At 63.3% G+C, this 22077-nt stretch carries 20 protein-coding genes and 1 rRNA gene; 7 read left to right on the forward strand and 14 right to left on the reverse strand.

Features of this window, described 5'->3' with window-relative positions; genetic code table 11:
• Positions 1 to 64: 64 nt before the first annotated feature.
• The 3 genes from NO347_RS14935 to NO347_RS14945 form a co-directional block, all read right to left on the reverse strand.
• Entirely contained in the window at positions 65 to 1768 is a 1704-nt protein-coding gene (locus NO347_RS14935) for a 2-oxo acid dehydrogenase subunit E2 (RefSeq protein WP_256290455.1), read from the reverse strand.
• Between the two features lie 157 nt (positions 1769 to 1925).
• Positions 1926 to 2891 carry an alpha-ketoacid dehydrogenase subunit beta gene (locus tag NO347_RS14940; RefSeq protein WP_425492397.1) on the reverse strand — a complete coding sequence of 322 codons (966 nt, stop codon included), beginning with the start codon at positions 2889 to 2891 and terminating at the stop codon, positions 1926 to 1928.
• Positions 2892 to 2893: 2 nt separating this feature from the next.
• Positions 2894 to 4063: a thiamine pyrophosphate-dependent enzyme gene (locus NO347_RS14945; RefSeq protein ID WP_256290457.1), complete on the reverse strand. Its 1170-nt coding sequence runs from the start codon at positions 4061 to 4063 to the stop codon at positions 2894 to 2896.
• A 202-nt stretch (positions 4064 to 4265) separates the two neighbouring features.
• Between NO347_RS14945 and NO347_RS14950 the strand changes: the two genes are divergently transcribed.
• On the forward strand, positions 4266 to 4766 hold the full coding sequence (locus tag NO347_RS14950; RefSeq protein WP_256290458.1) for a universal stress protein: 501 nt from the start codon (positions 4266 to 4268) through the stop codon (positions 4764 to 4766).
• A gap of 288 nt (positions 4767 to 5054) precedes the next feature.
• The gene (locus NO347_RS14955; RefSeq protein WP_256290459.1) at positions 5055 to 6086 is read left to right on the forward strand and encodes an ABC transporter substrate-binding protein; all 1032 of its coding nucleotides are present in this window, start codon (positions 5055 to 5057) and stop codon (positions 6084 to 6086) included.
• 389 nt (positions 6087 to 6475) lie between these two features.
• On the opposite strand, the gene NO347_RS14960 is transcribed toward NO347_RS14955, so the two are convergent.
• On the reverse strand, positions 6476 to 7459 hold the full coding sequence (locus tag NO347_RS14960; RefSeq protein WP_256290460.1) for a malate dehydrogenase: 984 nt from the start codon (positions 7457 to 7459) through the stop codon (positions 6476 to 6478).
• A 190-nt stretch (positions 7460 to 7649) separates the two neighbouring features.
• On the opposite strand from NO347_RS14960, the gene NO347_RS14965 reads away from it, so the two are divergent.
• Complete coding sequence (locus NO347_RS14965; protein ID WP_256290461.1) at positions 7650 to 8888, forward strand: RNA-guided endonuclease InsQ/TnpB family protein; 1239 nt, start codon at positions 7650 to 7652, stop codon at positions 8886 to 8888.
• 45 nt (positions 8889 to 8933) lie between these two features.
• Here NO347_RS14965 and NO347_RS14970 read toward each other — a convergent pair whose 3' ends face one another.
• From NO347_RS14970 to NO347_RS14990, 5 genes are all read right to left on the reverse strand, one after another.
• Positions 8934 to 9308 (reverse strand): Rieske (2Fe-2S) protein, encoded by a 375-nt coding sequence (locus NO347_RS14970; RefSeq protein ID WP_256290462.1) that lies wholly within the window; start codon positions 9306 to 9308, stop codon positions 8934 to 8936.
• On the reverse strand, positions 9305 to 10393 hold the full coding sequence (locus tag NO347_RS14975) for an amidohydrolase family protein (RefSeq protein ID WP_256290464.1): 1089 nt from the start codon (positions 10391 to 10393) through the stop codon (positions 9305 to 9307). Before NO347_RS14975 ends, NO347_RS14970 begins: the two co-directional genes overlap by 4 nt.
• 299 nt (positions 10394 to 10692) lie before the next feature.
• The gene (locus NO347_RS14980; protein WP_256290465.1) at positions 10693 to 11478 is read right to left on the reverse strand and encodes an ABC transporter permease; all 786 of its coding nucleotides are present in this window, start codon (positions 11476 to 11478) and stop codon (positions 10693 to 10695) included.
• A complete protein-coding gene (locus tag NO347_RS14985) occupies positions 11469 to 12260 on the reverse strand; it encodes an ABC transporter permease (protein WP_256290466.1) in 792 nt (263 codons plus the stop codon). The genes NO347_RS14980 and NO347_RS14985 overlap by 10 nt, the downstream gene beginning before the upstream one ends.
• A gap of 2 nt (positions 12261 to 12262) precedes the next feature.
• A complete protein-coding gene (locus tag NO347_RS14990; protein WP_121570340.1) occupies positions 12263 to 13045 on the reverse strand; it encodes an ABC transporter ATP-binding protein in 783 nt (260 codons plus the stop codon).
• A gap of 618 nt (positions 13046 to 13663) precedes the next feature.
• Here NO347_RS14990 and NO347_RS14995 point away from each other — a divergent pair.
• Positions 13664 to 14119 carry a universal stress protein gene (locus NO347_RS14995; RefSeq protein ID WP_256290468.1) on the forward strand — a complete coding sequence of 152 codons (456 nt, stop codon included), beginning with the start codon at positions 13664 to 13666 and terminating at the stop codon, positions 14117 to 14119.
• A gap of 73 nt (positions 14120 to 14192) precedes the next feature.
• The gene (locus NO347_RS15000) at positions 14193 to 15194 is read left to right on the forward strand and encodes a hypothetical protein (protein WP_256290469.1); all 1002 of its coding nucleotides are present in this window, start codon (positions 14193 to 14195) and stop codon (positions 15192 to 15194) included.
• Positions 15195 to 15259: 65 nt separating this feature from the next.
• Here the strand turns inward: NO347_RS15000 and NO347_RS15005 are convergent, their stop codons facing one another.
• The 3 genes from NO347_RS15005 to NO347_RS15015 all read right to left on the reverse strand — a co-directional run bounded on the left by NO347_RS15005 (position 15260) and on the right by NO347_RS15015 (position 19068).
• Positions 15260 to 17098, reverse strand: coding sequence for a hybrid sensor histidine kinase/response regulator (locus NO347_RS15005; protein ID WP_256290471.1), 1839 nt, complete (start codon positions 17096 to 17098; stop codon positions 15260 to 15262).
• A gap of 60 nt (positions 17099 to 17158) precedes the next feature.
• Complete coding sequence (locus tag NO347_RS15010) at positions 17159 to 17734, reverse strand: cyclodeaminase/cyclohydrolase family protein (protein ID WP_256290473.1); 576 nt, start codon at positions 17732 to 17734, stop codon at positions 17159 to 17161.
• A gap of 143 nt (positions 17735 to 17877) precedes the next feature.
• Positions 17878 to 19068: a redox-regulated ATPase YchF gene (locus NO347_RS15015; protein ID WP_121570344.1), complete on the reverse strand. Its 1191-nt coding sequence runs from the start codon at positions 19066 to 19068 to the stop codon at positions 17878 to 17880.
• Positions 19069 to 19214: 146 nt separating this feature from the next.
• On the opposite strand from NO347_RS15015, the gene NO347_RS15020 reads away from it, so the two are divergent.
• Positions 19215 to 19511, forward strand: coding sequence for a DUF8124 family protein (locus NO347_RS15020; protein ID WP_256290477.1), 297 nt, complete (start codon positions 19215 to 19217; stop codon positions 19509 to 19511).
• On the forward strand, positions 19508 to 19936 hold the full coding sequence (locus NO347_RS15025; protein ID WP_256290478.1) for a hypothetical protein: 429 nt from the start codon (positions 19508 to 19510) through the stop codon (positions 19934 to 19936). Before NO347_RS15020 ends, NO347_RS15025 begins: the two co-directional genes overlap by 4 nt.
• 118 nt (positions 19937 to 20054) lie before the next feature.
• Here NO347_RS15025 and NO347_RS15030 read toward each other — a convergent pair whose 3' ends face one another.
• Positions 20055 to 21791 (reverse strand): hypothetical protein, encoded by a 1737-nt coding sequence (locus NO347_RS15030; RefSeq protein WP_256290479.1) that lies wholly within the window; start codon positions 21789 to 21791, stop codon positions 20055 to 20057.
• Between the two features lie 212 nt (positions 21792 to 22003).
• Positions 22004 to 22077: ribosomal RNA gene (rrf, locus tag NO347_RS15035) — 5S ribosomal RNA — on the reverse strand; the annotation flags it as partial.

The raw sequence follows: 22077 nt of genomic DNA on the forward strand, positions 1-22077 counted from the left end.
CCAGTCAAAAAGTCATCCGTCCGCGTCGGCGGGACGAATCCGCAGATGGAACCGAGACTGTGCGTTACTCCAGGAGGAGTCGCGAGGGTTCTGCAAGCAGTTCCTTCACGCGGTTTGAGAACCGCGCGGCGTCTGCGCCGTCGACGAGGCGGTGATCGACCGACATCGAGAAGCGCATCGTGTTTCGGGCGACGACCTCGTCGTCGACGACCCACGGGCGCTTCTTGATCGGCCCCATCGCGAAGATGGCGGCCTCGGGGTGGTTGATGATCGGCGAGGAGAACTCACCGCCGATGACCCCGATGTTCGTGATGGTGAACGTGCCGCCCTGCATCTCTTCGGGCTTGATCTGTCGGTTCCGCGCCCGCTCGGCCAGATCGCGGATCTCCTCGGCCAGTTGCTTCAGCCCCTTCTCGTCGGCGTTCTTGACGACCGGCACCATCAGTCCCGCGTCGGTCGCAACGGCGATCCCGACGTTGTACTCGTCGTGGAGGACGATTTCCCCGGCCGACTCGTCGAGGCTCGCGTTCAGGTACGGGAACTCCGCGAGCGCGGTCGTGATCGCTTTCACGACGAACGGGAGATAGGTCAGTTTCACGCCCTCTGTCTCGGCGACGGCCGCCAGTTCCTCCTGCAACTCGACCAGTTCGGTCGCGTCGAACTCGTCGTGGTGGGAGACGTGCGGGGCGGTGTACTTCGACTCCGCCATCTGTTCCCCGATCGTGCGCCGAACGCCGCGGTACGGGACCCGCTCGCCCGGTCTGTCGGCGAGATCGCCGGCTGCTGCGCCCTCGCCAGGCGTTTCGGCCGCGGACCGCTCGTCTGCCGTCGTCACCGGTTCAGTGGCCGACTTCGCCTCCTCGGTGGTCGTCGCACCGGCGACGCCGGACGCGACACCGCTGGCCCCGTCACTACCCTCCGCCGCGAACGCTCGAACGTCGTCCGGCGTCACGAACGGTTCCCCCTCCCGCTCCTCGCTCGCGGGGACGGCGTTCAGATCGACGCCGAGGTCCGCCGCGAGTTGTCGCGTCGCCGGCATCGCGAGCGTGCGATCCCGCTCGGCAGCAGCGGCGCCGACGCCACTCTCTCGCTGCTCGACGGCCTCGGCCGTGCCGTTTCCGACTGCGGCCACCGCTTCGGAGTCGGCAGTCGTCGTCGCCGCAGTTTCGGCGGCTGCGGCACTTGCGGTCGCTGCCCCAGCAGCGGGTTCCTCGCCGGCGGGAGTTCCGGCACCCTGTGCGTGGGCGCGGACGTCAGCGCCGGCCACGCGGCCGCCCGGACCGCTGCCCTCGACAGCGCCGATGTCGACGCCGAGTTCCCGCGCGAGCGCTCTGGTGCTCGGCGACGCGAACACGCGACCCGACGGGACGGGTGACTCGCCCGGGCTAGCGTCTGCGGCCGCGTCGGCGGGTGTGCCTGCGGCCGCCGCGTCGGTGTCGGCTGCGTCGGCGGCTGTCTCTCCGGGACTCCCTTCGGCGTCGGCACTGGAGCTCGACGAGTCGCGCTCGGTCGCCGCTTCTTCGTCGCCCTCGACCTCGAACGTGGCGATGACGGCGTCGACCGGAACGATCTCGCCCTCGTCGTGGTGAAGTCGGGTGACGCTCCCGTCGTAGGGGCTCGGAATCTCGACGAGCGCTTTGTCGGTCTCTACCTCGGCGATGACCTGATCTTCTTCCACAGTATCGCCCGCTGCGACGAGCCACGAGACGAGTTCGCCCTCGGCGATACCCTCCCCGAGGTCCGGCAGCTCGAAAGTTCGCTCAACCATACGCTTCGGTCGACGCACTACCCTTTCAGTATTTCCCTGCGATCACGGGTTTCGGACTCCGGCGAAACGAAAATAAAAACGCTGTGGTCGATACGTCGAATCCGGACCGCAGGATGATTCGAGCCGAGGAGTCCGGAGTTAGATTGTGACGGCGTTGTCAGACAGACAGCGCGCGCTCGATGCCTTCGACGATCCGCGGTGGGTGCGGGAAGTAGAAGTCTTCCATCGACAGCAGCGGGACGGGCGTGTCGAATCCGGTCACGCGCTCGACCGGGGCTTCGAGGTACATCAGCGCCTCGTCGTTGATCCGGGCGATGATCTCGCTGCCGACGCCGAGCGTTCGCGGTCCTTCGTGGACGACACAGCAGCGGCCGGTCTTCTTGACCGATTCGACGATCGTCTCGGCGTCCATCGGCGAGATGGTGCGGAGGTCGATCACCTCGGCGTCGACGCCGCTCTGCTCGACCGCCTCGAGCGTCGCCGGCATCATCGCGCCCCAGGCGACGACCGTCAACTCCGAGCCCTCACGACGGACGGCCGCTTCGCCGAGCGGAACTTCGTGCTCGCCCTCGGGCACCTCGTCGCGGATGGAGCGGTAGATCCGCTTCGGTTCCATAAATAGCACCGGATCGGGGTCCCGGATCGCCGCGGTGAGCAGTCCCTTCGTGTCCGCGGGCGTGCTCGGCACCGCGACCTTGAGGCCAGGAATGTGACCGTAGGCTCCTTCGAGGCTCTCGGAGTGGTGTTCGAGCGCGCGGACGCCGGCGCCGTAAGGCATCCGGACGACCATCGGCGCGCTCAGTTCGCCGCGCGTGCGCCAGCGGATCCGACTCGCGTTCGTGACCAGTTGGTCGAACGCCGGGGGGAGAAAGCCCGAGAACTGAATCTCGGCGACGGGGCGGTAGCCGTACATCGCCATTCCCGCCGCGCCGCCGACGATCGCGATCTCCGAGAGCGGCGTATCGACGACGCGGTCGGTTCCGAACTCCTCGAGGAGTTCGTCGGTGGCGCGGAAGACGCCCCCGCTCTCGGCGACGTCCTCGCCGAAGACGACGACTCGGTCGTCGCGTTCCATCTCCGTGTGTAGTGCGTCGTTGACCGCCTGTACGATAGTAGCCTGCATAGTCATCCCTTGGGTCGCTGTTCGATGTAGTCGTACATCTCGGGTCGGCGTTCGAGCAGTTCCTCGAATTCGTCCAGTTGGCGCGCGAGTTCGGGCGGCAGGTCGTCGTAGACGTACGCGAACATCTCTGCGACGCCGCGCTCTTCGAACTCGTTCGCGGCAGCGAGCGCCTCGTCGAATTCGGCTTCGATGTCCTCGACGATGGCGTCGTGGTCGATGTCGGACCAGAGGCCCTCGGACTTCAGGAACGTCCGGTAGCGCTCGATCGGATCGTTTTCTTCCCACTGCTGGACTTCCTCGTCGTCGCGGTACCGGGTGGGATCGTCGCTCGTCGTGTGCGCGTCGAGACGGTACGTGACCGATTCGACGAACACCGGATCGCCGTTCTTGACGCGTTCGCGCGCGCTCTGGACCGCGTCGTACACCGCGAGCACGTCTTGGCCGTCGACGCGAATGGCGTCGATGCCGTACGCGAGCGCCTTCTGCGCGATGGTGTTCGCACCGCTCTGTTGCTCGAAGGGCATCGAGATGGCGTACTGGTTGTTCTGACAGAAGAACAGCGCCGGCAGTCCGAGCGAGCCCGCGAGGTTGATGCCCTCGTGGGCCGCGCCGGTACTGGTCGCGCCGTCGCCGAGATAAGCGGTCGAGACCGCGTCGGCGTCGTCGAGTTGCATTCCCCACGCGATGCCCGCGACGAGCGGGAGGTGTGAACCGATCGAGATCGCGATCTGGGAGTTCTGACGCGCGAAGGCCTGTTGGCCCTCCTCGATGCCGCGCCAGAACAGGATCATATCCCTCATCGACGCGCCGCGCATAAACATCGGCGTCCACGCGCGCCCGACGTACAGCCAGTCTTGGGGCTGAAGCGTGAACGCGCTGCCGATGATACTCGCCTCTTGACCGCGGGTCGACCCGAAGGTTCCGAGTTCGCCACGCCGCTGGATGTTCACCATCCGCCGTGAGAACACCCGATCAGTTACCATCCACCGGTACAGGTCGCACAACTCCTCGTCGTCGAGGTCCGGGATCGCCCCCTCGTCGTAAGAACCGTCCGGGGAGACGATCTGATGGGTGGGTACCTCCAGATTTCGCTGGGAGAGATACCGCACCTCGCCACCGCCGTCGTCGCCGACAGCTGGAGATGCACGTATGTCTGACTCTCTATCGCTCATTCGACGAGCGATGTGTTTCGTGGGCCCGGTAATAAAATCGCGGGTGGTGACGTTCGGTGATTCTATCGGACGTGACGAGGTGGCGATTCTCGACCCTGGGTGTTGAATGTCTCTCAGAGTGCGAGCAACCGCCCGATGGCGACAGGCCGAGAGGTGTAGAATCGGCACCACGATTTATTAGCTCCCACTTAGAGTATCGTGTATGACGATACTCACAGCGGTCGACGGCGAGACGATCCCCAGCCACGCCGTCGAACGCGGTGCTGAGTTGGCCGAGGCGTTCGACGTCGAGCACGTGGTACTGCACGTAATGCCGCAGGACGTCTTCGAGGAGTTCCGGAGCGCCGCCGGCGGCGGCTCGTCGCGGACGATCACGACGCCGGCCTCGTACGGCGGCGCCGACCAGCACCCCCACGAGGAGACCGAGGAGTACACCGTCGACGACGGCGAACGCCACGCCACCGGTGTCGCACGCGACGTCGTCCGTGGCACACTCGACGACCCGTCCAATACGGTCCTGAAAGGGCGCGTGGGCGAACCGGTCGAGGAAATCCTGGCTGAGGCCGACAGACGAAACGCGAAGTATCTCGTCATCGGCGGGCGACAGCGCACCCCGGTCGGCAAGGCTGTCTTCGGGAGCAAGACGCAGTCGATCCTCTTGGAGGCGGACCGCCCCGTCGTGACGGTGATGTCGCAGGAGTGAGGTGAACAGAGGCTGCCCCTTGTTCGCGGTGGCGGGACACCTCGACGTACTGGGACAGTCCCGTTCGATTTTACGGGACGGCGAGCGATTGTCATAGGGACTATCGTAAGTCCTCGTAGATTTCTCGCCGGACGGTGCGGCGAGAATCTCCGAACAGTTACGATAATCCCTATCAGCAGCGCGTGTACGCTGGCGCCGAAACAGAGCAGTGCGTCTGGCCGCAGTATGACGATTGCATCCCTCCAGGGAGACAGGTGATTTTATATACTCCCGTATCTATCCCATTCGATGATGGCATTCGATAACATTCGGCGCCGGTCGTTCCTGAAGTCCGGTGCGGCGGCTGGTACAATTGGATTAGCGGGTCTCGCTGGCTGTTCCGGCATCACGGGCGGCGGCGGCACCCCCGAGCTGGGACTCGCCTTTACCGTCCCGGTCGAGAACCTGGGTTCGCTCTTCGCGATTCCGGAGATCCAAGATCAACTCACGAATCTGGGTTCGGAGTACGAACTCAGCGTGACGCGTAACGAGAGTACGCCCGACTCGCTGAACGGGATGGCCGCCGGCGAGGTGGATATGGCGCTTTTGACCACGGTGAGTTACGCCTCCGCAGTCCGCCAGGAAGCCGTTCCGGGCAACATCACGATGATCTCGACTGACTTCTGGGACGCCCACCCCGAATGGTACGGGTTCACCATCTTCTCGGGCCCGGACTCCGACATCACCGAGATCGCCGATCTCGAAGGGAAGAACGTCGGCGTCAACGCACAGGGGACGGGGACGCACGCGATTCTCGAGAAGGGGATCCGGCAGGCAGATCTGAGCTTCGGGAGCGACGCGCAGATCGTCGAACTGCCGTTCCCAACGTTCGTCTCGGCGATCAACGACGGCCGGATCGACGCGGGTATCTTCCCCGCCCTGTTCGCGGTGTCGGCCCGCGCTGAAGGCTTCACCGAGGTCTACCGCAGTCAGGATCTCTGGGACGAGGCGTACCCGTTCGCGTACACGGTCGCGTCGAACAACGCCATCGACCAGAAGTCCGACGCGATCAGCGCGTGGGGCGAAGACCTCGACGAACTCGTCAACTACTGCTACGACAACCGCTCGGAAGTCGTCTCGCTGGCGGCCGAACACTTCGAGCTGCCCGAGTCGCTGGTCGACGGGTTCTTCCTCACGAACCAGGACTACTACCGACAGGACATCGGGATCGACATCGAACGGCTCCAGTTCGCGATCGACGAACTGGTCGACCTCGGCTTCGTCGAAGAGAGCTTCGACGTGGGCGAGTACGCGACCAACGAGTTCGTCCCGTCGAACTAACGCAACTCCAGAGACGTCCGTTCCGATTGGCAGAACGACACCAGGACAAACGTTTTGTAATATGGGACAGAAGGGTCGCACGGGGATCCACGGAACCGGAGGTCAGAGGCACTCGTGGCACGTGCTCGCAGGACGCTCGAGAGGCACCACTGACAGAGGCACCCAGCGGCCTAGCGACGCCGATACCCCACCATATCCACACAGCGAACGCACTATCGCCTCGCGACCACAGCACCCCAGCCGCGGTCGACGCCATCGACCGGACGACGTTTCGCTCGGTCACGCCATCTCGGCGGTCAGCAGCACGCCGACCGACGACGACTGCGTGATCGGCCCGCAGGTTGTCGGGGTCTCTTTTTCATAGCGAGAGAGCGGTCCTGAAGAGAATCCTACGCGAGATCCGCACGGACGGCGTCGTACGCGTCGGTGAGCTGTTCGGTTTCCTCGTCGGTGAGCTCCCACTCGTGGATCGCCGCAACGCCGCCGGCATCGATGTCGACGGGGACGCTGAGCGCGACGTTCTCGAACCCGTACTCGCCCGCGAGCGGTGTCGACAGACAGAACGGGCCGGTCCCGTCGCTATCGAGCGTAGCCTGTTCGTCTGCGGCTAGCATCGTACGAACCACGCGGGTGACGCCGGCGCTCGTGACCCAGCGGGAGGTCTCGTCGACGCCGCGCTTCTTCGCGATCTCGAATGGCACGTCGCGCACGAACTCGCGGACGTCCGCGCGCTCGTCGGCGGATATCTCGACCGGTTCGCCATCGACGCGGGCCCGCGAGAAGACGGGCACCACGTTCTCCCCGTGCTCGCCCATCATCGGACAGTAGACGTCGTTCCGGTGGACGCCGAGTCCGTCGGCGAGAGCGTCCGCGGCCCGCGCCGTCTCCGAGAGCGAGTAGCCGAGGAAGCAGCGTCGAGGCCACTCGAGGAGCGAGTAGAAGTGATAGACGAGGCGGTCGATCGGGTTCGTGACGACGAGGAGCGGCGTCGGATCCAGCGCAGTGAGGTTCCCCGCGACGTCCTTGACGATCTCGCGGTTGCGTTCCAGTTCGGCCTCGCGCGCACCGCGGTCGGTGGCGTCTTCCGGCTGGGGGGCGGCGGCGTTGAAGATCAGGAGGTCGGGGTCGAGCGCGGGCAACTCCCCGGGCGTCGCAGAGTCGATCGTCCCCACGGAGTCCGGGTCGTACCTCTCGGAGGCACCCGGGGCGTTCGCGAAGTGATAGCCCGCGTGGGAGACGTCGGTCGCGTGCGCCCAGGCCGCCCCTTCGTCGATGTCGACGAGCGAGACGTCGACGGTCGGTGCCAGCCCGGCGAGCGTGTAGGCGACCGTCGATCCGATGGTGCTCGCGCCGCCGATGATCGCGACGTGCATACGATCACCTCACCGCTGAGACACAAGTAGATTGCCCCGTGCGGTTCATAATGACTGCAAGGCGGAAACCCGCGACTGTAGGCGCGGGAGGAAGCCGACAACACTGACACCATCCACGCTCGATGGCAGGACGACTCCCCTACGCCAATCCAAACTAATATAAATACTCTCTTCTACATATGAAATACAGATGGTGGAAGACTCACGCACTCGAACCGTTCCCATCAAGCTCGATGTGGACGAGAGTGCCGCTAACCTCCTCCACCAGACAACCGACCACTTCCTTGACTCCGCTAACTACGTCGTAAACGTAGCGTGGGAACCAGACTGGAAAATCACCAGCAAGCAAAAACTCCACGACCTCACGTACTACGATGTTCGAGACGACTCACCGCTCCCAGCCAATCTCGTGCAAGCCGCACGAAACCGCGCCGCAGAAGCCGTCAAGGGCTGTGTCGAACGTTGGAAGGAAGGCAAGAAAGCTTCGAAGCCAAACTTCACGTCACGGTTCGCCAGCTACGACGCCCGAACCGTCACCGTCAACGACGACCACGCCACACTCGCCACCATCGACGGGCGAGTAACCGCAGAGTTCGTCCTCCCAGACAAACAGCGTGACACGCCGCACTCAGCGTACCTGTTCAACGAGGACTACGACGTGAAAGGAGCTACGCTTCACTACGACAAGGTTGAGGACTGCTTCTACCTTCACGTGCGGACAAAGCCCGCCGTGGAGAACGATGATGCCGATTCAGGCGATGCCAAGCACGTTTCCGTCCTTGGTGTTGACCTCGGCATCACAAACATCGCAACCACCTCAACTGGACGCTTCTGGAGCGGTGGCGAACTCAACCACTGGCATCGAGAATACGAGACGCGTCAAGGCGACCTCCAACAGACCGGGACTCGGTGGGCACACGAGAACGTCCAGCGAGTCGGTCAAAAGCAAACCGGGCGGTTCGAGCAAATGCTTCACATCATCTCGAACGAACTCGTAGAGGAAGCTCTCGAAAACGACTGTACGCATATCGTGTTTGAGCAACTCAAAGGCATCCGCGAACGCTTGCCGTACGCGAAGGCGGTTCACAAGTGGGCGTTCCACCGGTTGTTCGAGTACGTCACGTACAAAGCCGAGTCTGAAGGGCTTGTCGTGAAGCAGATTAATCCGGCGCACACGAGTCAGCGGTGTTCGAAGTGTGGGTTCACTCACGAGGATAATCGTCCACAGGACAATGGGCAGGACGAGTTTGAGTGTTTGAAGTGTGGGTATGATGTTCACGCGGATTATAATGCGGCGAAGAATATCGGTTTGAAGTATCTCCGCGACCAGCAAAAGTCTGGGCGTGGAGGCGCACCCGTAGGCGTGCGCTTGAACAGCGGGATGATGAACGTGAATGGCGAGTATTCGCCTACTGTGTTACACAGTTAGAACGGGAGTCCACGCTGAATGCCACGCCCTGAGGGGCGTGGTAGCTTACTCGCCGGTGTCGACGTAGACGATCCCGTCCTCGACGACGACGTCGTACATCGGTAGTTGGATGCGTTCGTCGCCGATATGTGTACCCGTCTCCAACTCGAACGACCAGCCGTGCCAGGGGCAGGAGATGATGCACTCCTCGCCGTAGTACTGCTCGACGCGTTCGCCCGTGCCGGTGAACTCGCCGAGGAGTTCGCGCTGGACAATGCCCTTACAGACGGGGCCGCCGTCGTGCGGACACTGGTTTCTGAGGGCGTAGAACTCCCCGTCGGCGCGGACGACGCCGACTTCCGCGCGGCCGACCTCGACGATGGCGTGGTCGCCGTCCTCGAACTCGGTCGCAGGACCGACCTCGACGAGGCCGTCGCTCATAGTCCGAACACCCCCTCGGCGTTGCCCGCCAGAATCGCGCGTCGGTCGTCGTCGTCGAGCATCGGCAGATCGTTGATGATGGACGGGCTATCGAAGTCCCAGTGGGGGTAATCGGAGGCGTACAGGAGTCGGTCGGTCCCGATCATATCGAAGCAGAGTTCGAGCAGTTCGTTCCGTGCGGAGATTTCGAGCGGTTGCGTGCCGAAGTAGAAGTCCGTGATGTACTCGCTGGGGCGCGTATCGAGTAGCGGTGCCTCCTCGGGACGCTTGAGGTACTCCTCGTCGAGACGGCTGATGAGGCCCGGAATGTACGTCACGCCGGACTCCATAAACACGATGTCGAGGTCGGGGTACTTCTCGGGGATACCTTGACAGGCGACACTGACGATCTGAGACATATTGGATTCGAGGAACCCGAGCGTGTGGGTCTCGATCATCTCCTGGTATCCCGCGCGGACGTACTCGTCGAGTCCGGAGCCGCCGGTGTGATACACGACCGGGAGGTCGAGATCCTCACACCGCTCGTAGATCGGGTCGTACTTGCGGCTCCCGAGCGGTGGGCTCGCACCCGCGGTGACGAAGCACGCACCCACGTAGGCCTCCTCGTCCTCGATTCGGTCGAGAATGTCGAGAGAGGCCTCAACGTCGCTGTACGGCATCGGTGCGAGTCCGTAAACGCCGTCGTCGGGGTCGAGCACTTCTTCGAGCATATACTCGACGTAACCCTTCGTGAACGCCTGGACGCGCTTGTCGTCGGCGTTGACGCCGCCCATCGCGAGGATGAGGTGTGAGATCTGTAGCGACACGTCGATGTCGAGGAAGTCCATCCCCTCCCTGACGCGTTCGGGCTCTTCGGGTTCGTCGGGGTAGTTCGAGTGCTCGCGGACGACTTTCCCGTAGTTCTGCCTGTCGCCCGTCGACGTCGGGAAGAACGAACTGAGGTTCTGCTTCACGCCCGCGTCGTCCCAGTTGCTGTGTTTGTACTTCGTGCGCCACGGCTCGGGCATATACGCCGCGACTTCTTTGAAGGAGTCCTGATAGTGCCAATCGCAGTCGATGATCCGCTCTCGTGCCGCGTCGATCATCGTATTCCCTCCGCGTGAGCGATACTGATAGGGGTTATCGTAACTGTTCGGAGATTCTCGCCGTACCGTCCGGTGAGAAATCTATGGAGACTTACGATAACCCCTATGAGTACAGTGGCCCGCCCCGCCGAGCGTCTGCCCGCCGCAGCGTGACCGTGTGTGGTTGTCTCTGACATACTAGAGAATCTTTGATGGACAACCATTTAGATTTTTACGCTAGCGCGAAGCCAAACAGCCGCGAACTGTCTAGTAGCGAGTTCAAACGGACGAAACGGGATCGAAGAAAACGGTGCCGAAGTTCAGGTCCAGTGAAGCAGTCGGCCGCGGACGAAGCGAAGGATACGGTCGAGACCGATGCCGATGAGCATAATCGCGATGATCGCCGCGTACACCTGGGCGGACTCGAAGGACCGGACGCCCTGGATCTCTAAGGCTCCGAGGCCGCCACCGCCGGCCACCATCTCGAAGACGAACGTGATGATCAGCGAGAGCGGCATCGCGATCTGGAACCCGGTCAGGATACCCGGCAGCGCTGCGGGCATCACGACGCGCCAGAGGAGTCGCCGATCGCTCGTGCCCATCATTTGCGCCGACCAGATGAGGTTGGTCTCGACCTGTCGGGTGCTCTCGCGGGCGTTGACGGCGACGGGCCAGAACGTCCCGACGGCGACCATAATGATCTTCGAGATGTCGCCGATGCCGAACCAGAGCATAAACACCGGGATGAGCGAGATGATCGGGACTGGGTAGCCGATCTTGATGATCGGGTCGAAGAACCAATCGACGATGTCGTTCCGCGCCGAGAGGACGCCGACGATCACGCCGAGCACCGAGGCGATGGCGAGGCCGATGAGCGCTCGCTGTAGCGTCAGGTACGCGTTGAACAGCATCTCGCCGCTCAGCGTGAGTTCGGCGAATCGGATGAGGATGTCAGACAGCGGCGGGAGGAAGTAATAGTGGATCAAGCCGAGTTGCCCGACGACCTCCCAGAGCACGAGTAAGATCACGAGCGAGTACACTGACTTACCGAACTCGACGAGTCGGGAGAGATCCAGCCCACGGGAGGCGTCGGCGGTTACGTCCATACTAACAACCTCCCACGCGCCTCCTCGAAGGCACGGACGGCCACGAACGCGACCGCCGAGATGATGACGATGTTCGCGAACATCGTCGGGTAGTTCCCGATCTGTCCGGAGGTGAGGATCAGATAGCCCATCCCTGCGTTCGAGGCGATGAGTTCAGCGCTCACGAGCGCGATGAAAGCGATCGGCACCGCCTGACGGACTCCGGTCATAATCTCGGGGATCGTTGCGGGAAAGACGATCTTATAGAGGATCGACCGTTCGTCGGTCCCCATCATCTGGGCCGCCCAGACGAGGTTCTGATCGACGTTCTCTGCGGCGTTGTTGGCGTTCAGCACGATCGGAAGCAGACACGCGAGGAAGACGATGAGGATCGCCGTCTTCGTCCCGACGCCGAGCCAAAGGATGGCGAGGGGGACGAGAGCGGTCTTGGGGATCGGATACGTCATCGAGAGGAAGATGTCGAAGAAGTTCTCGACTGGATCGGACCTGGCCATCCCGACACCGAGGAGGACCCCGACGAGGATGCTCAATCCGAGTCCGACGCCGACGCGGAACAGCGAAATAAACAGGTGAGAGAACACCTCGCCGGAGACGAAGAGGCCCACGATTTCGGCTCCGACGGTCGCTGGGGCGGGGAGGACGTCGGTCGCAACGATCCCGCCACTCACCAGCTCCCAGACGAGGACCACGATGCCGAGCGGGATCCAATCGACAATCGTGTTGACGACGCCCTGAACCGGGGTCGGAAGCACCTCGATGCTTCGCGACGTCGCGTATCGCACGGTTACAGTGTCACCTCTGTTTGCGTCTCCTCGTGGAGCGACTTCCAGACGTCGTTCTTGAAGTGAGCGAAGTCGTCCGACGTGACGATCTCCTCACGCGATCCCGAGCGGTCCAGATCGATCTCGGCGACGGTCTTTTTCGTCCCCGGGTGTCGCGTCATAATCAGCACACGCTCGGAGAGGTACACCGCCTCCTCGACGTCGTGAGTGATGAACAGGGCGGTCTTCCCGAGGTCGCTCCAGATGTCCAGCAACTGGTCCTGCAGCGATTCCCGAAGCGGCTGGTCGAGCGCGCCGAACGGCTCGTCCATCAGGAGGATCTTCGGCTCGTACGCCAGCGTACGGGCGATGCCGACGCGCTGTTTCATCCCACCAGAAAGCTCTTTGGGATACTTGTCCTCGAACCCGTCGAGGTCGACCATATCGATGTACTTCTGGGCGATGTTCTGGCGTTCGTCCTTCGGAACGCCGTCTTCTTCGAGTCCGTACGTGACGTTCTCGTAGACGGTCCGCCAGGGGAATAGCGCGTAGTCCTGGAACACGACGCCGCGGTCCGTGCCCGGTCCGTTGATCGGGTCGCCGTCGACCGAAATCGTTCCCTCGGTAGCGTCCAGAAAGCCAGCGATGAGATACAGGAGGGTACTCTTTCCGCAACCGCTCGGTCCGACGACGCTGACGAATTCGCCGCCGTCGACCTCGAAGTTGAGGTCTTCGATCGCTTTCGTTCGCTCTGCGCCTTGGCCGTATACTTTCTCTAGTCCAGATATGGTGACTCGTCCATCCATTATAGATTCACCTCGTCGTGCGCGCGGGAGACCGTTCGGTCCGCCGCCGCTCGTTCGCCGTCGCCGCGTTCATTTTTGATCATTTACGTCATCTGTTACCGCAGCGTGTCCCGTGATACGTTTCCGGCAGCCGCAAAGCGAGGACGTCACCGAGACCACCTCGGTGGAGTTCCGCACGGAGTTTGAACACGTGACACGGTCGAATGATTATGACCGTTACTGCTTACCACGTAACACGATGTCGATAGCGTCACCATCGTACAAAAACCTTCCTTCCGACGCATCGTGTGCCGGCTCAGTACGGTTTCCGTACTGTTCCCGAGCCGGCATTAAAAACAGAAGATAATTAGGTTAAACGTTAAAACAAATCGCTATATAGTTTGATACTAATAGAAATATAGATTGTATTCCGTGAGTATCGGCATCAAAGCCCATTAACAGGATATCTCAAATCCTGAGCGGTGAAAACCTCGTAATATAAACTTAAATTAGTTTCTTATACTCTCATTTCGTTTACATTAGTAGATGTGCACAATCAACACAGGCGTCGTATATCAGTTCCCGTGAAATTCGTTCCACCCTCGACATTTTTTACGTCGGGTGACGTACTCCGTGAGTATGTACGAGCAGATACTGCTGGCGACAGGTGGCGAAGTGGCGTCGGATCGAGCGGTCGAGCACGCGATTGACCTGGCGGTACAGCACGGCGCGACACTACACGTGCTGTTCGTCGTCGATAGCGACGTGTACGACGCCTACAGCGGCGACGAGTACGTCGACGAAAGTGAGGGACCGGAGCACGGCCTCGAAGAGGTCGGCAAAGACGCCGTCGCCGCAGTCGTCGAAAAAGCGGACTCCCGAGGCGTCGACGCCGAAGGGCACGTCCAGCACGGGCAGCCACCGGAAACAATCGTCGAGTTCGCCCGCGACGCCGGCGTCGACGTCGTCGTGATGGGAACGCGCCGCCGGCCCGACGAGTACCGGAGCCTCCTCGGAAGCGTCACCGACCGCGTTCTCAGACTCGCCGAAATGCCGGTCACAGTAGTCAAGACGCCGGTCGAACCCGGGCGATAACTGTAGATTCACCACCGCACCGCCGTCTCGCCGGGATTTTTTTATCGTCGGGACTGAATGACAGGTATTCCCGATGACCGCCTTCCAGCCCTCCAGACGTCAGTTTCTCGGGACGGTCGCAGCATCGACGCTCGTCGGCACCGCCGGCTGTCTCAGCGCACTCGATCGCTCCAGCGACGACCAGAAGCGAACGCTCAGGCTCACGCTCTCTCGCGTCGGCGGTTCACTCCGCGAGGTATTCGTGGCCGACCTCTCGGAGACGAGATCCGACCGCGACGACGCGGCGTTCCGGACCGTTCTCGACGGGGGATCGTACACGGCGCAGTATCGGAAACCGTTCGCGTCGACTCCCGAGACCCCCGTCTACACCGAACGCGACGGGACGTACTACCGGCTCGACTCCGTCGTCGTCGACGAGGTCGAGACGACCCACCCTGTGCTCCGGCTCTCGGACGCCAGTGACGAAACGGAGACACAGAGCGAGACCGACGCCGATTCGACGGTGACGTCGTCCGAGCTACCCGACGTCGACGCCAAAGCGGTCCGTGTCGCACAGATGGGTGCACGGGCCCGGGGGAATGTCGGCGGGGCTCCGTGGGGACTACTCCAGCGCGGCGGCTACGTCTACCGCGACGACGACCAGCGCAGAGCAAGCGCGCTGTTGGGGTCGGACACACCGACACACGTCCGCTATCGGGATCGCCGGTACCGGATCGACGTCTCTCGCGAGCAGTTCTACGAGCCCGTCTATCGGGCGACCGTCGAACCGGTCGCCGAGTCACCAGAGGAGATGGAAGCGATCCTGCGTGCCAGATTCGTCGACGCCCGATTCGCCCGAGACGATCTGTCGGCTGCCGCACGCGACGTACTCGAAACCGCACGACAGGGCGAATATGGCGAATCGCACCCCTACTCGGACGCGTATCGGGACGTACTGCGCGCGATGCACAAACGGGCCTATCTGGATGGAAACATCAGCAAAGACGCCGGCGTCGACAATTCGGGACGACAGATCCTGCGGTACGACGACGTCTACTACGACTATCGGCTCCGGTTCGTCGACGACGGGGCCTGAAGATTAAACGAGGTGACGACTGCCGGGGCTCTCGCAGAGATTGATTGGGGACCCCGACGGTCTCCTCACCCAGTTCGAATCTCGAATCGGGCCCCGTCGAGCGTCTCGGCGTCGCCGACGTCGATCTCCCAGCCGTGAGCCAGGACGATCTGTCGGACGCTCGCCATCCCCATTCCGGTGCCATCTCGGGACGCTTTCGTCGAGAATCCGGGGAGGAAGATCTTCTCGCGGACTGTCGGGTCGAGCCCCGGTCCGTCGTCCTCGTAGTAGAATCCGTCCTCACCGTCGAGGCGTCCGACGCGGACCTCGGCATTCGGGCCGCCGTGTTCGACGGAGTTGCGGACGAGGTTCTCGATCAGTCGGTGGAACGCGTCCGGGTCCGCTTCGATGCGCGTCGATCCAGCGACGGAGAAAGACGCCTCCGCTCCCGGGTCGGCCGTCGCCCACACCCGTTCGATGACGTCGCCGACGGCGATACGCTCCCGTTCGGCGATTATCTCGCCGCTTCGGAGCGTGCTCGCGAGGTCCGTTCGGAGTTCGTCGATACGTTCGACGGCGTCGAGAGCCGTCTCGACGTGGTCGAGATCGCCGGTTTCGAGCGCCAGTTCCAGTCGCCCACGGGCCGTCGAGAGCGGGCTCTGAAAGTCGTGTGAGACGAACCCCGCGAACTCGCCGAGCCGGTCGTTCTGCCGTTGCAGTTCGCGTTCGCGTTTCCGCCGCTCGGTTACGTCCCGGGCGGAGACGACGAGCGCGGTCACGGCCCCCGCCTCGTCTCTAACGGGGCGGAACACGCCTTCGACGGCGATCGGCTCTCCGTCGCCCGTCGGATGCGTGGCCTCGTATTCGACGTACTCCCCGGCGGCGGCCGCGTCGACCCAGCGTTCGACGTCGTCCTGCAGTCCGTCGGCCCACCACGGTGTCGATTCGAACGCCTCGCCGATACTCTCGCTTCGGGTCAAATCGACGTACTGCAGTGCCGTCTGATTGACGTCCAGGACGGTCCCATCGGGATCGAGAAGCCCGACGAGGAGATTCGGATCGTTGAACACTGCCTCGAATCGGCGCTCGTTGCGTTCTAGCTCCTGCTCGCGTGCTTGTGACTCGGTAACGTCAGTGATGAATTCTTCGAGAACGCGGGATGTCGTCGAATCGTCTTCGTCAGAATCCGTCGACTGTTCCTTGCCGACATCGACGACGCGTCCCCGCTCCCATACCCATTTGACGGTCCCGTCTGCGGTGACGACGCGATAGGTGCACTCGAACGGTTCCTCGCGCTCGATCGCTCGCTGAACGACGGCCCAGGCCTCCTCTCGGTCTGCGGGGTGGAGCACGTCTTCGCCCCACGCGACATCTCCGGATTCGAGTTCCTCGGCGGCGTACCCGACGAGCGACTCGCACTCGCCGTCGACGGACTCCATCGGCCACCCGGGTTCGTTTCGCGTTCGGTAGACGATCCCCGGGAGGTTGCTGACGAGGGTTTCGAGCCGTCGCTTGCGGCGCCTCGCCGCCCGCACCGATCGGGACCGCTCGACGGCGTTCTCGATCCGATTCGCGAGGATGGCGTACTGATCGGTCCCGACCTCTTTCTGCAAGTAGTCGGTGACGCCAGCCGAGATCGCCCGACTCGCCACTTCCTCGGACCCCTTGCCGGTGAAAAGAATGAACGGCAAGTCGGGATGCTCCTCCCGAACGGATTCGAGAAAGTCGATGCCGGTCGTGTCCGCGAGGTCGTGATCGGAGACGATACAATCGACGTCGTCTGCGCGGAGTCGCTGAAGTGCGGCCGCCGCAGTCGACTCTGTCAGAACGGCGAGAGAGGAGTTCTGACGTTCGAGAAAGGTCGCAGTGAGGTCGGCAAACTGCGGGTCGTCGTCCACGTGAAGGACCCGAGTCGGGGCGGCCATAGGTGGACATTCCGGACCCGATCCTCTTAGTTGTGCGCGTGTCCTCACCCGTCAGTCGCGCTACGTGTCGAACGGGTCTGCGATGTCCGCCGCGGCGCGTTCGATTGCGTCGGCGCGGTCCGCGATGTCGGCTGCGAACGACGGAGCCGAGAGTGCGTCGAGGTTGCCGCGGACCATCCACAGCGCTGCTTGGAGCGCCGCAGCAGCGAGCGACGCGCCGATCCGAGCGTCGGCGACGACGCCACCGCTTCCCAGTTCGATCACCCGCTCTGCGACTTCCAGGACGCGAAAGCAGGACTCCGCGACGGCAAGCGGGATCCCCACGGCACGCTTCGAGAGGCGTTCGGACGGTCTCTCGCCGTCCCCGCCGAACAGTTCGTCGACCACCGCAGCGTCCTGCGCGGCGAGTGCGAGCAGCGATCGGCGCTGCCGTTCGAGGTCAGAACGGAGTGCGGGCAGCGACGACGTGTCCGCGTCGGCGTCGCGAGCAGCGAGCGTGTGTATACAGACCATCTCACAGAGTGCAGCCCCCATCGCTCCGGTCGCCGCGATCGCGGTGCCACCGGCGGGTGCGACTCGCTCGGACGCGATCTCGTCGAGGAACGAACTGAGCGGCTGTTCGGTTGGCGACGGCATCGTCGGCGATTTCGCTCCGGGGTCGGTTGAGTGTTGGGAGGATGTAGCCGCGCGTGGCGTCTGTGTCGCACAAAACAACACGCCAGGACAGCGTTCGTCAGTGGACGACGCTGATCGGGAGCGCCGAACCCCGCAGACAGCGGCTAGTTCGTCGTGACGATTTCGACCACGTCGCGGTGTTCGAGTTCGTGATCGGAGCCGACCTGCCGGTTCGATCGGCAGTCGATCCCGTGCAGGAGGCCGTCACCGATGTCCGAGTGGAGGTGGTACGCGAAGTCCTCAGTCGTCGAGTCTTCGGGAAGGATGAAGCAATCCCGGAAGACGCCCTGTGAGTCGGCACGGCCGTTCGCGCTGCCGGGGAAGATCGCGATCGCGCCCATCACGTCGAACAGCGCCGATTCGAGGACGTCCTGGACGCCCGTGCCGCCGAACGCCTCGACGTACTCGCGGATCTGTTCGAGGCCGGCCGCCTGCTCCTCGGAGGGGTCGCCGACGATCTCGAAACTCGACGCCCCGGGCTGATAGTCGACTACGCCCGCCTCTTCGGCCTGCTTGAGCGCCTTCTCCGCGTGCGCGCTCGTGGGAACGAACGTGAGGTGGTCGTAGTCGGGGTCGGCGGTCACGTCGTCGAAATGTTCCTGTGCGGCGGGCTTGTCCATCTTGTTCGCCGCGATGACGATCGGCTTCGTCCGCTTGCGGATCTCGCGGGCGACCCGCTCTTTCGTCGCCTCGTCCCACTCGTCGGGATCGAGCCCCGCATCTGTGGCCAGCAGGACCTGTTTGATCTCGTCTTTGTTGGTCTTGAACGCCGACATCTGCTCTGCGAGGTCCTCTTCGACGTTCTTCTCCTCGCCGTGATATCCCGAGCGGTACCGTTCGAGCCCCTTCTCTAGGATGTCGAGATACCACATATCGAGCTCGTTTTCGAGGAAGTCGATGTCGTCTCGCGGGTCGTGGCCCTCGGTCGGTTCGCCTTCGAGGTCGGTCTCACCGGAGAAGTCGACGACGTGCACGAGCACGTCCGCCTCGTTCAGGTCAGTCAGGAACTGATTGCCGAGGCCCTTCCCCTCGTGAGCGCCGGGGATGAGCCCCGCGACGTCGACGAGCTTTACCGGGACGAACCGCGTCCCCTCCTCACAGAAACCGACCGATGGCGTGCAGCTCTCGTCGAATTCGGGGGCGGCGCACTCGACGCGAACGTACGCCTCGCCGACCGAAGGGTCGATCGTCGTGAAGGGATAGGCACCCTCCGGAACGTCGTTCATCGTCGCCGCATTGAAAAAAGAGGACTTGCCGACGGACGGTTTGCCGACGAGTCCGATCTTGTAGCTCATTGGATTTCGGCAGTGTCTCGTCGGTCAAAAGCCGTCCTATCCGTCGCTGTCAGCGGGGTGTGATGACACGTCTCAGTTGCGGTTTGCACATCCACACCGACAGCGTTCACCGGGGAGTATTTGACTCGCGCACCCCGACACGTGGTATGAGCGAGACGGAGGACGACGGCGACACCTTCGGCGTCGGGATCCACGTCACGGAGGCGGAGTTTCAGTTCGTCGTCCACGTGCCGTCGGACATCGATTCGGGCTGGACGGATCCCGAGGAGTTCCAGCGACTCGTCGAGCAGGCCGTCTGGGAGCGACTCGACCGGGAGGCGACGCTGCGCCGACTCGCGGCGGACGCGGAGACGGGCGAGACGGTCACACTCGGGCGCGTGACGCTTCGCCCCGACGGAACCGTCATCGACGCCGCGTTCCGGGAGTCCGTCGTCGAGACGTGAGCGACGCACTCGACGCTGTCGTCGATGCCGCGCTCGAACGCGCGCTCGTCGACGAGGCGGATGCCCGCCGGTATTTCGCGCTCGCCGGTGTCCTCGAACGCGCCCACGGGCGTGACGAGACCGACGGCGGCGACGCCCCCGAGACAAAACCGCACGGGGATATGTCGCAGTACCAAAATCCGCTCGATGCAGCCTTGGTGAGCACCGTCGCTATCCGTGCCCTCGACGCCACGCGCGCGGACGGCATCGATGTCGGCGCGTGGTCACCCGGCACCGACGCGACACACGCGGAGTTCGTCCGCATCGGCGCTGCTGCCGCCGCCCGACGGTTCGACGTCGATATCGAAGTCGTTGCAGCGCGCTCCGGTGTCTCCAGACGGGCACTGGCACGCTACCGCACGGCGCAATCGACTGATCGTTCTTGACGCGATGGTCCGGTCGTCGACGACTGACGAACTGAGTGCGACTAGCTGTACACAGCTATCGCTGTTTTTGCGATCCGCCTCAAAAAAAGCGCGTGCCGGCAGAGTTCAGAGCGACCCGTCAGTTCCGACCGGGAGCGTTTCCGGAGTTGCCGGGCGCGCTGTCGTCTTCTTCTCCGTCGTCTTCAGCGTCGTCATCGCTATCGTCGCTGTCGTCTTCTTCTCCGTCGTCATCGGCTTCTTCGGCGTCATCCGCCTCGGTTTCGTCGTCGGTTTCGTTAGCCCCGTCGCTATCGTCTTCCTCGGCGTCGTCGTCAGCCTCGTCGCGGTCGTCCGCTGCGTTACCGTTTCCGGGGTTACCGCGGGGGGCCGATTCGTTCTCGTCGTCGTCGGTCTCGTTCTCGTCGTCGTCCTCAGACCGACCGGGGGCGTCCCCAGACTGACCGGGAGCCTCGTCGGAACGGCCTGGCCCGTCCTCTGCGTTGTTCCCCCTCGCCTCCGAATTGCTCTGAGCGTCACCAGAGCGACCCGGGGCGTCGTCGTCGCCTTCGTCATCTGCGGTTTCGTTTTCGTCGTCCGCGTCGTCATCACTGTTCCCCGGTGCTTCGCCGCTGTTCCCGGGTGCGTCGTCAGCGTTGCCCGGGTTGTTCTGCGTCACGAAGTCGGAGATTGCCTGCCCCGGCGGGCCGTCGAAGCCGGCCGACTGGAGCGCGCCGACGAACTGGGCGACGGCCTGACCGAACGGACCCTGTTCGACGAATTCGACCGTCAGCTGGGTCGTCGTCGTGGCCGTCTCGTTATCGGCGGTGGCAGTCACGGTGATCGTGACGTTCTCCTGCGGGAGCGGGAGGGCGACCTCGCCGGCGTCGTCGGTCGTGTACGTGCCGGTCCCCGGGTAATCGCCGTCTGCCTCGATCGCTACAGTTGCGTTCGAAACGGCGTCGTCACCGTCCGTGACGGTCACGAGGACGCCGTCGTCGTTCTGCTCGGCGGCGACTTCCAGTTGCGCGTAGCCGGTGAGTTCAGTGGTCGCTTCGGCACTCAGATTGTTCGCCGTCGCAGTGACGGTCACGTTCTGCGTGTCTTCGGGCTGGTCGAGCACCACGGTCCCGTTCGCGTCAGTCGTGTACGTGCCCGTCCCCGAGTAGTTGCGCTCGGCGTCGACGTCCACGGTCGCGTTTGCGACGGGATCGTCGTACTGCGTGACGGTCACGGTCGCCGCGCCGTCAGACGCCTGCTCGGTCGTGACGTCTAAGGACTCCTCGACCGGCGTGAGTTCGATCTCCGTCGCAGCCGTTACGCCGTTCGTGCGGATGTCGATCTGGACTGAGACCGTCTCGTTCGGATTCGGGAGCGTGACGGCCCCATCGGCGTCCGTCGTGTACGTGCCGTTTCCGTCGTACGCCGCCTCGGACGAGACGTTGACTGTTGCGTTCTCGATCGCGTCGCCGTACTGCGTGACGGTCACCGTCGCAGTGCCGTCGGTGGCCTGCGTCGCGGTCACGTCGAGCGAGTCGGCGAGCGGGACGAGTTCGACGTCGCTACTCGCGTTCGTCCCGTTGGCGCTCGCGTCGATCTGGACCGAGGCTGTCTCGTTCGGATTCGGCAGGACGACTGTTCCGTTCGCGTCCGTCTCGTACGTCCCGTTTCCGGCGTACGGTGTACTCGAGGTCACTTCGACCGTCGCGTTCTCGACGGCGGTGTCGTTCTCTGTTACTGTCACGACCGCGTCGCCCGTCTCGGGACGCTGATCGACGTCGACCGAGAGTCCCGTCGCCGCGCTCGCGGCCATCGGGATTGCGGCCATCCCAACGAGGGCGACGACCACGGCGATCGTGAGTGATTTGCTGCGGGTCATTGCACTCGCCCCTTGTGACCCCTCTTGGATAAAGCGGGAACTCGCTCAGGCCGTCTTCCACCCGATTTAGCCCGATTTAACCGAATTAACAGTTTGTGAGGACGGATGTGCGAGCGTGTTTTGCCGATGAATTACGGAGACGACGTTCGAGACGATTGCTTCGAAATGAAGAGAGCCCACGAGCACGCGCTCGTGGGCTCTGAAAGTATGAGTGGAGGCGGCGAGCCAGTGTTCCCAGAGGATCGCTCACTCCAGTACTACCTCGCACGCTGGCAGGCTTAACTTC

This window comes from Halobellus inordinatus, assembly GCF_024464655.1.
GTDB lineage: Archaea > Halobacteriota > Halobacteria > Halobacteriales > Haloferacaceae > Haloquadratum > Haloquadratum inordinatus.

Coding starts and splice junctions, on each gene's coding strand:
- NO347_RS14955 (WP_256290459.1), top strand. CDS start 5,055: ATGATGGCATTCGATAACATTCGGCGCCGGTCGTTCCTGAAGTCCGGT.
- NO347_RS14950 (WP_256290458.1), top strand. CDS start 4,266: ATGACGATACTCACAGCGGTCGACGGCGAGACGATCCCCAGCCACGCC.
- NO347_RS15020 (WP_256290477.1), top strand. CDS start 19,215: ATGAGCGAGACGGAGGACGACGGCGACACCTTCGGCGTCGGGATCCAC.
- NO347_RS14960 (WP_256290460.1), bottom strand. CDS start 7,459: ATGCACGTCGCGATCATCGGCGGCGCGAGCACCATCGGATCGACGGTC.
- NO347_RS14945 (WP_256290457.1), bottom strand. CDS start 4,063: ATGAGCGATAGAGAGTCAGACATACGTGCATCTCCAGCTGTCGGCGAC.
- NO347_RS15030 (WP_256290479.1), bottom strand. CDS start 21,791: ATGACCCGCAGCAAATCACTCACGATCGCCGTGGTCGTCGCCCTCGTT.
- NO347_RS15005 (WP_256290471.1), bottom strand. CDS start 17,098: ATGGCCGCCCCGACTCGGGTCCTTCACGTGGACGACGACCCGCAGTTT.
- NO347_RS14975 (WP_256290464.1), bottom strand. CDS start 10,393: ATGATCGACGCGGCACGAGAGCGGATCATCGACTGCGATTGGCACTAT.
- NO347_RS14940 (WP_425492397.1), bottom strand. CDS start 2,891: ATGCAGGCTACTATCGTACAGGCGGTCAACGACGCACTACACACGGAG.
- NO347_RS15000 (WP_256290469.1), top strand. CDS start 14,193: ATGACCGCCTTCCAGCCCTCCAGACGTCAGTTTCTCGGGACGGTCGCA.
- NO347_RS14970 (WP_256290462.1), bottom strand. CDS start 9,308: ATGAGCGACGGCCTCGTCGAGGTCGGTCCTGCGACCGAGTTCGAGGAC.
- NO347_RS14980 (WP_256290465.1), bottom strand. CDS start 11,478: ATGGACGTAACCGCCGACGCCTCCCGTGGGCTGGATCTCTCCCGACTC.
- NO347_RS14965 (WP_256290461.1), top strand. CDS start 7,650: ATGGTGGAAGACTCACGCACTCGAACCGTTCCCATCAAGCTCGATGTG.
- NO347_RS15015 (WP_121570344.1), bottom strand. CDS start 19,068: ATGAGCTACAAGATCGGACTCGTCGGCAAACCGTCCGTCGGCAAGTCC.
- NO347_RS15010 (WP_256290473.1), bottom strand. CDS start 17,734: ATGCCGTCGCCAACCGAACAGCCGCTCAGTTCGTTCCTCGACGAGATC.
- NO347_RS14995 (WP_256290468.1), top strand. CDS start 13,664: ATGTACGAGCAGATACTGCTGGCGACAGGTGGCGAAGTGGCGTCGGAT.
- NO347_RS14990 (WP_121570340.1), bottom strand. CDS start 13,045: ATGGATGGACGAGTCACCATATCTGGACTAGAGAAAGTATACGGCCAA.
- NO347_RS14935 (WP_256290455.1), bottom strand. CDS start 1,768: ATGGTTGAGCGAACTTTCGAGCTGCCGGACCTCGGGGAGGGTATCGCC.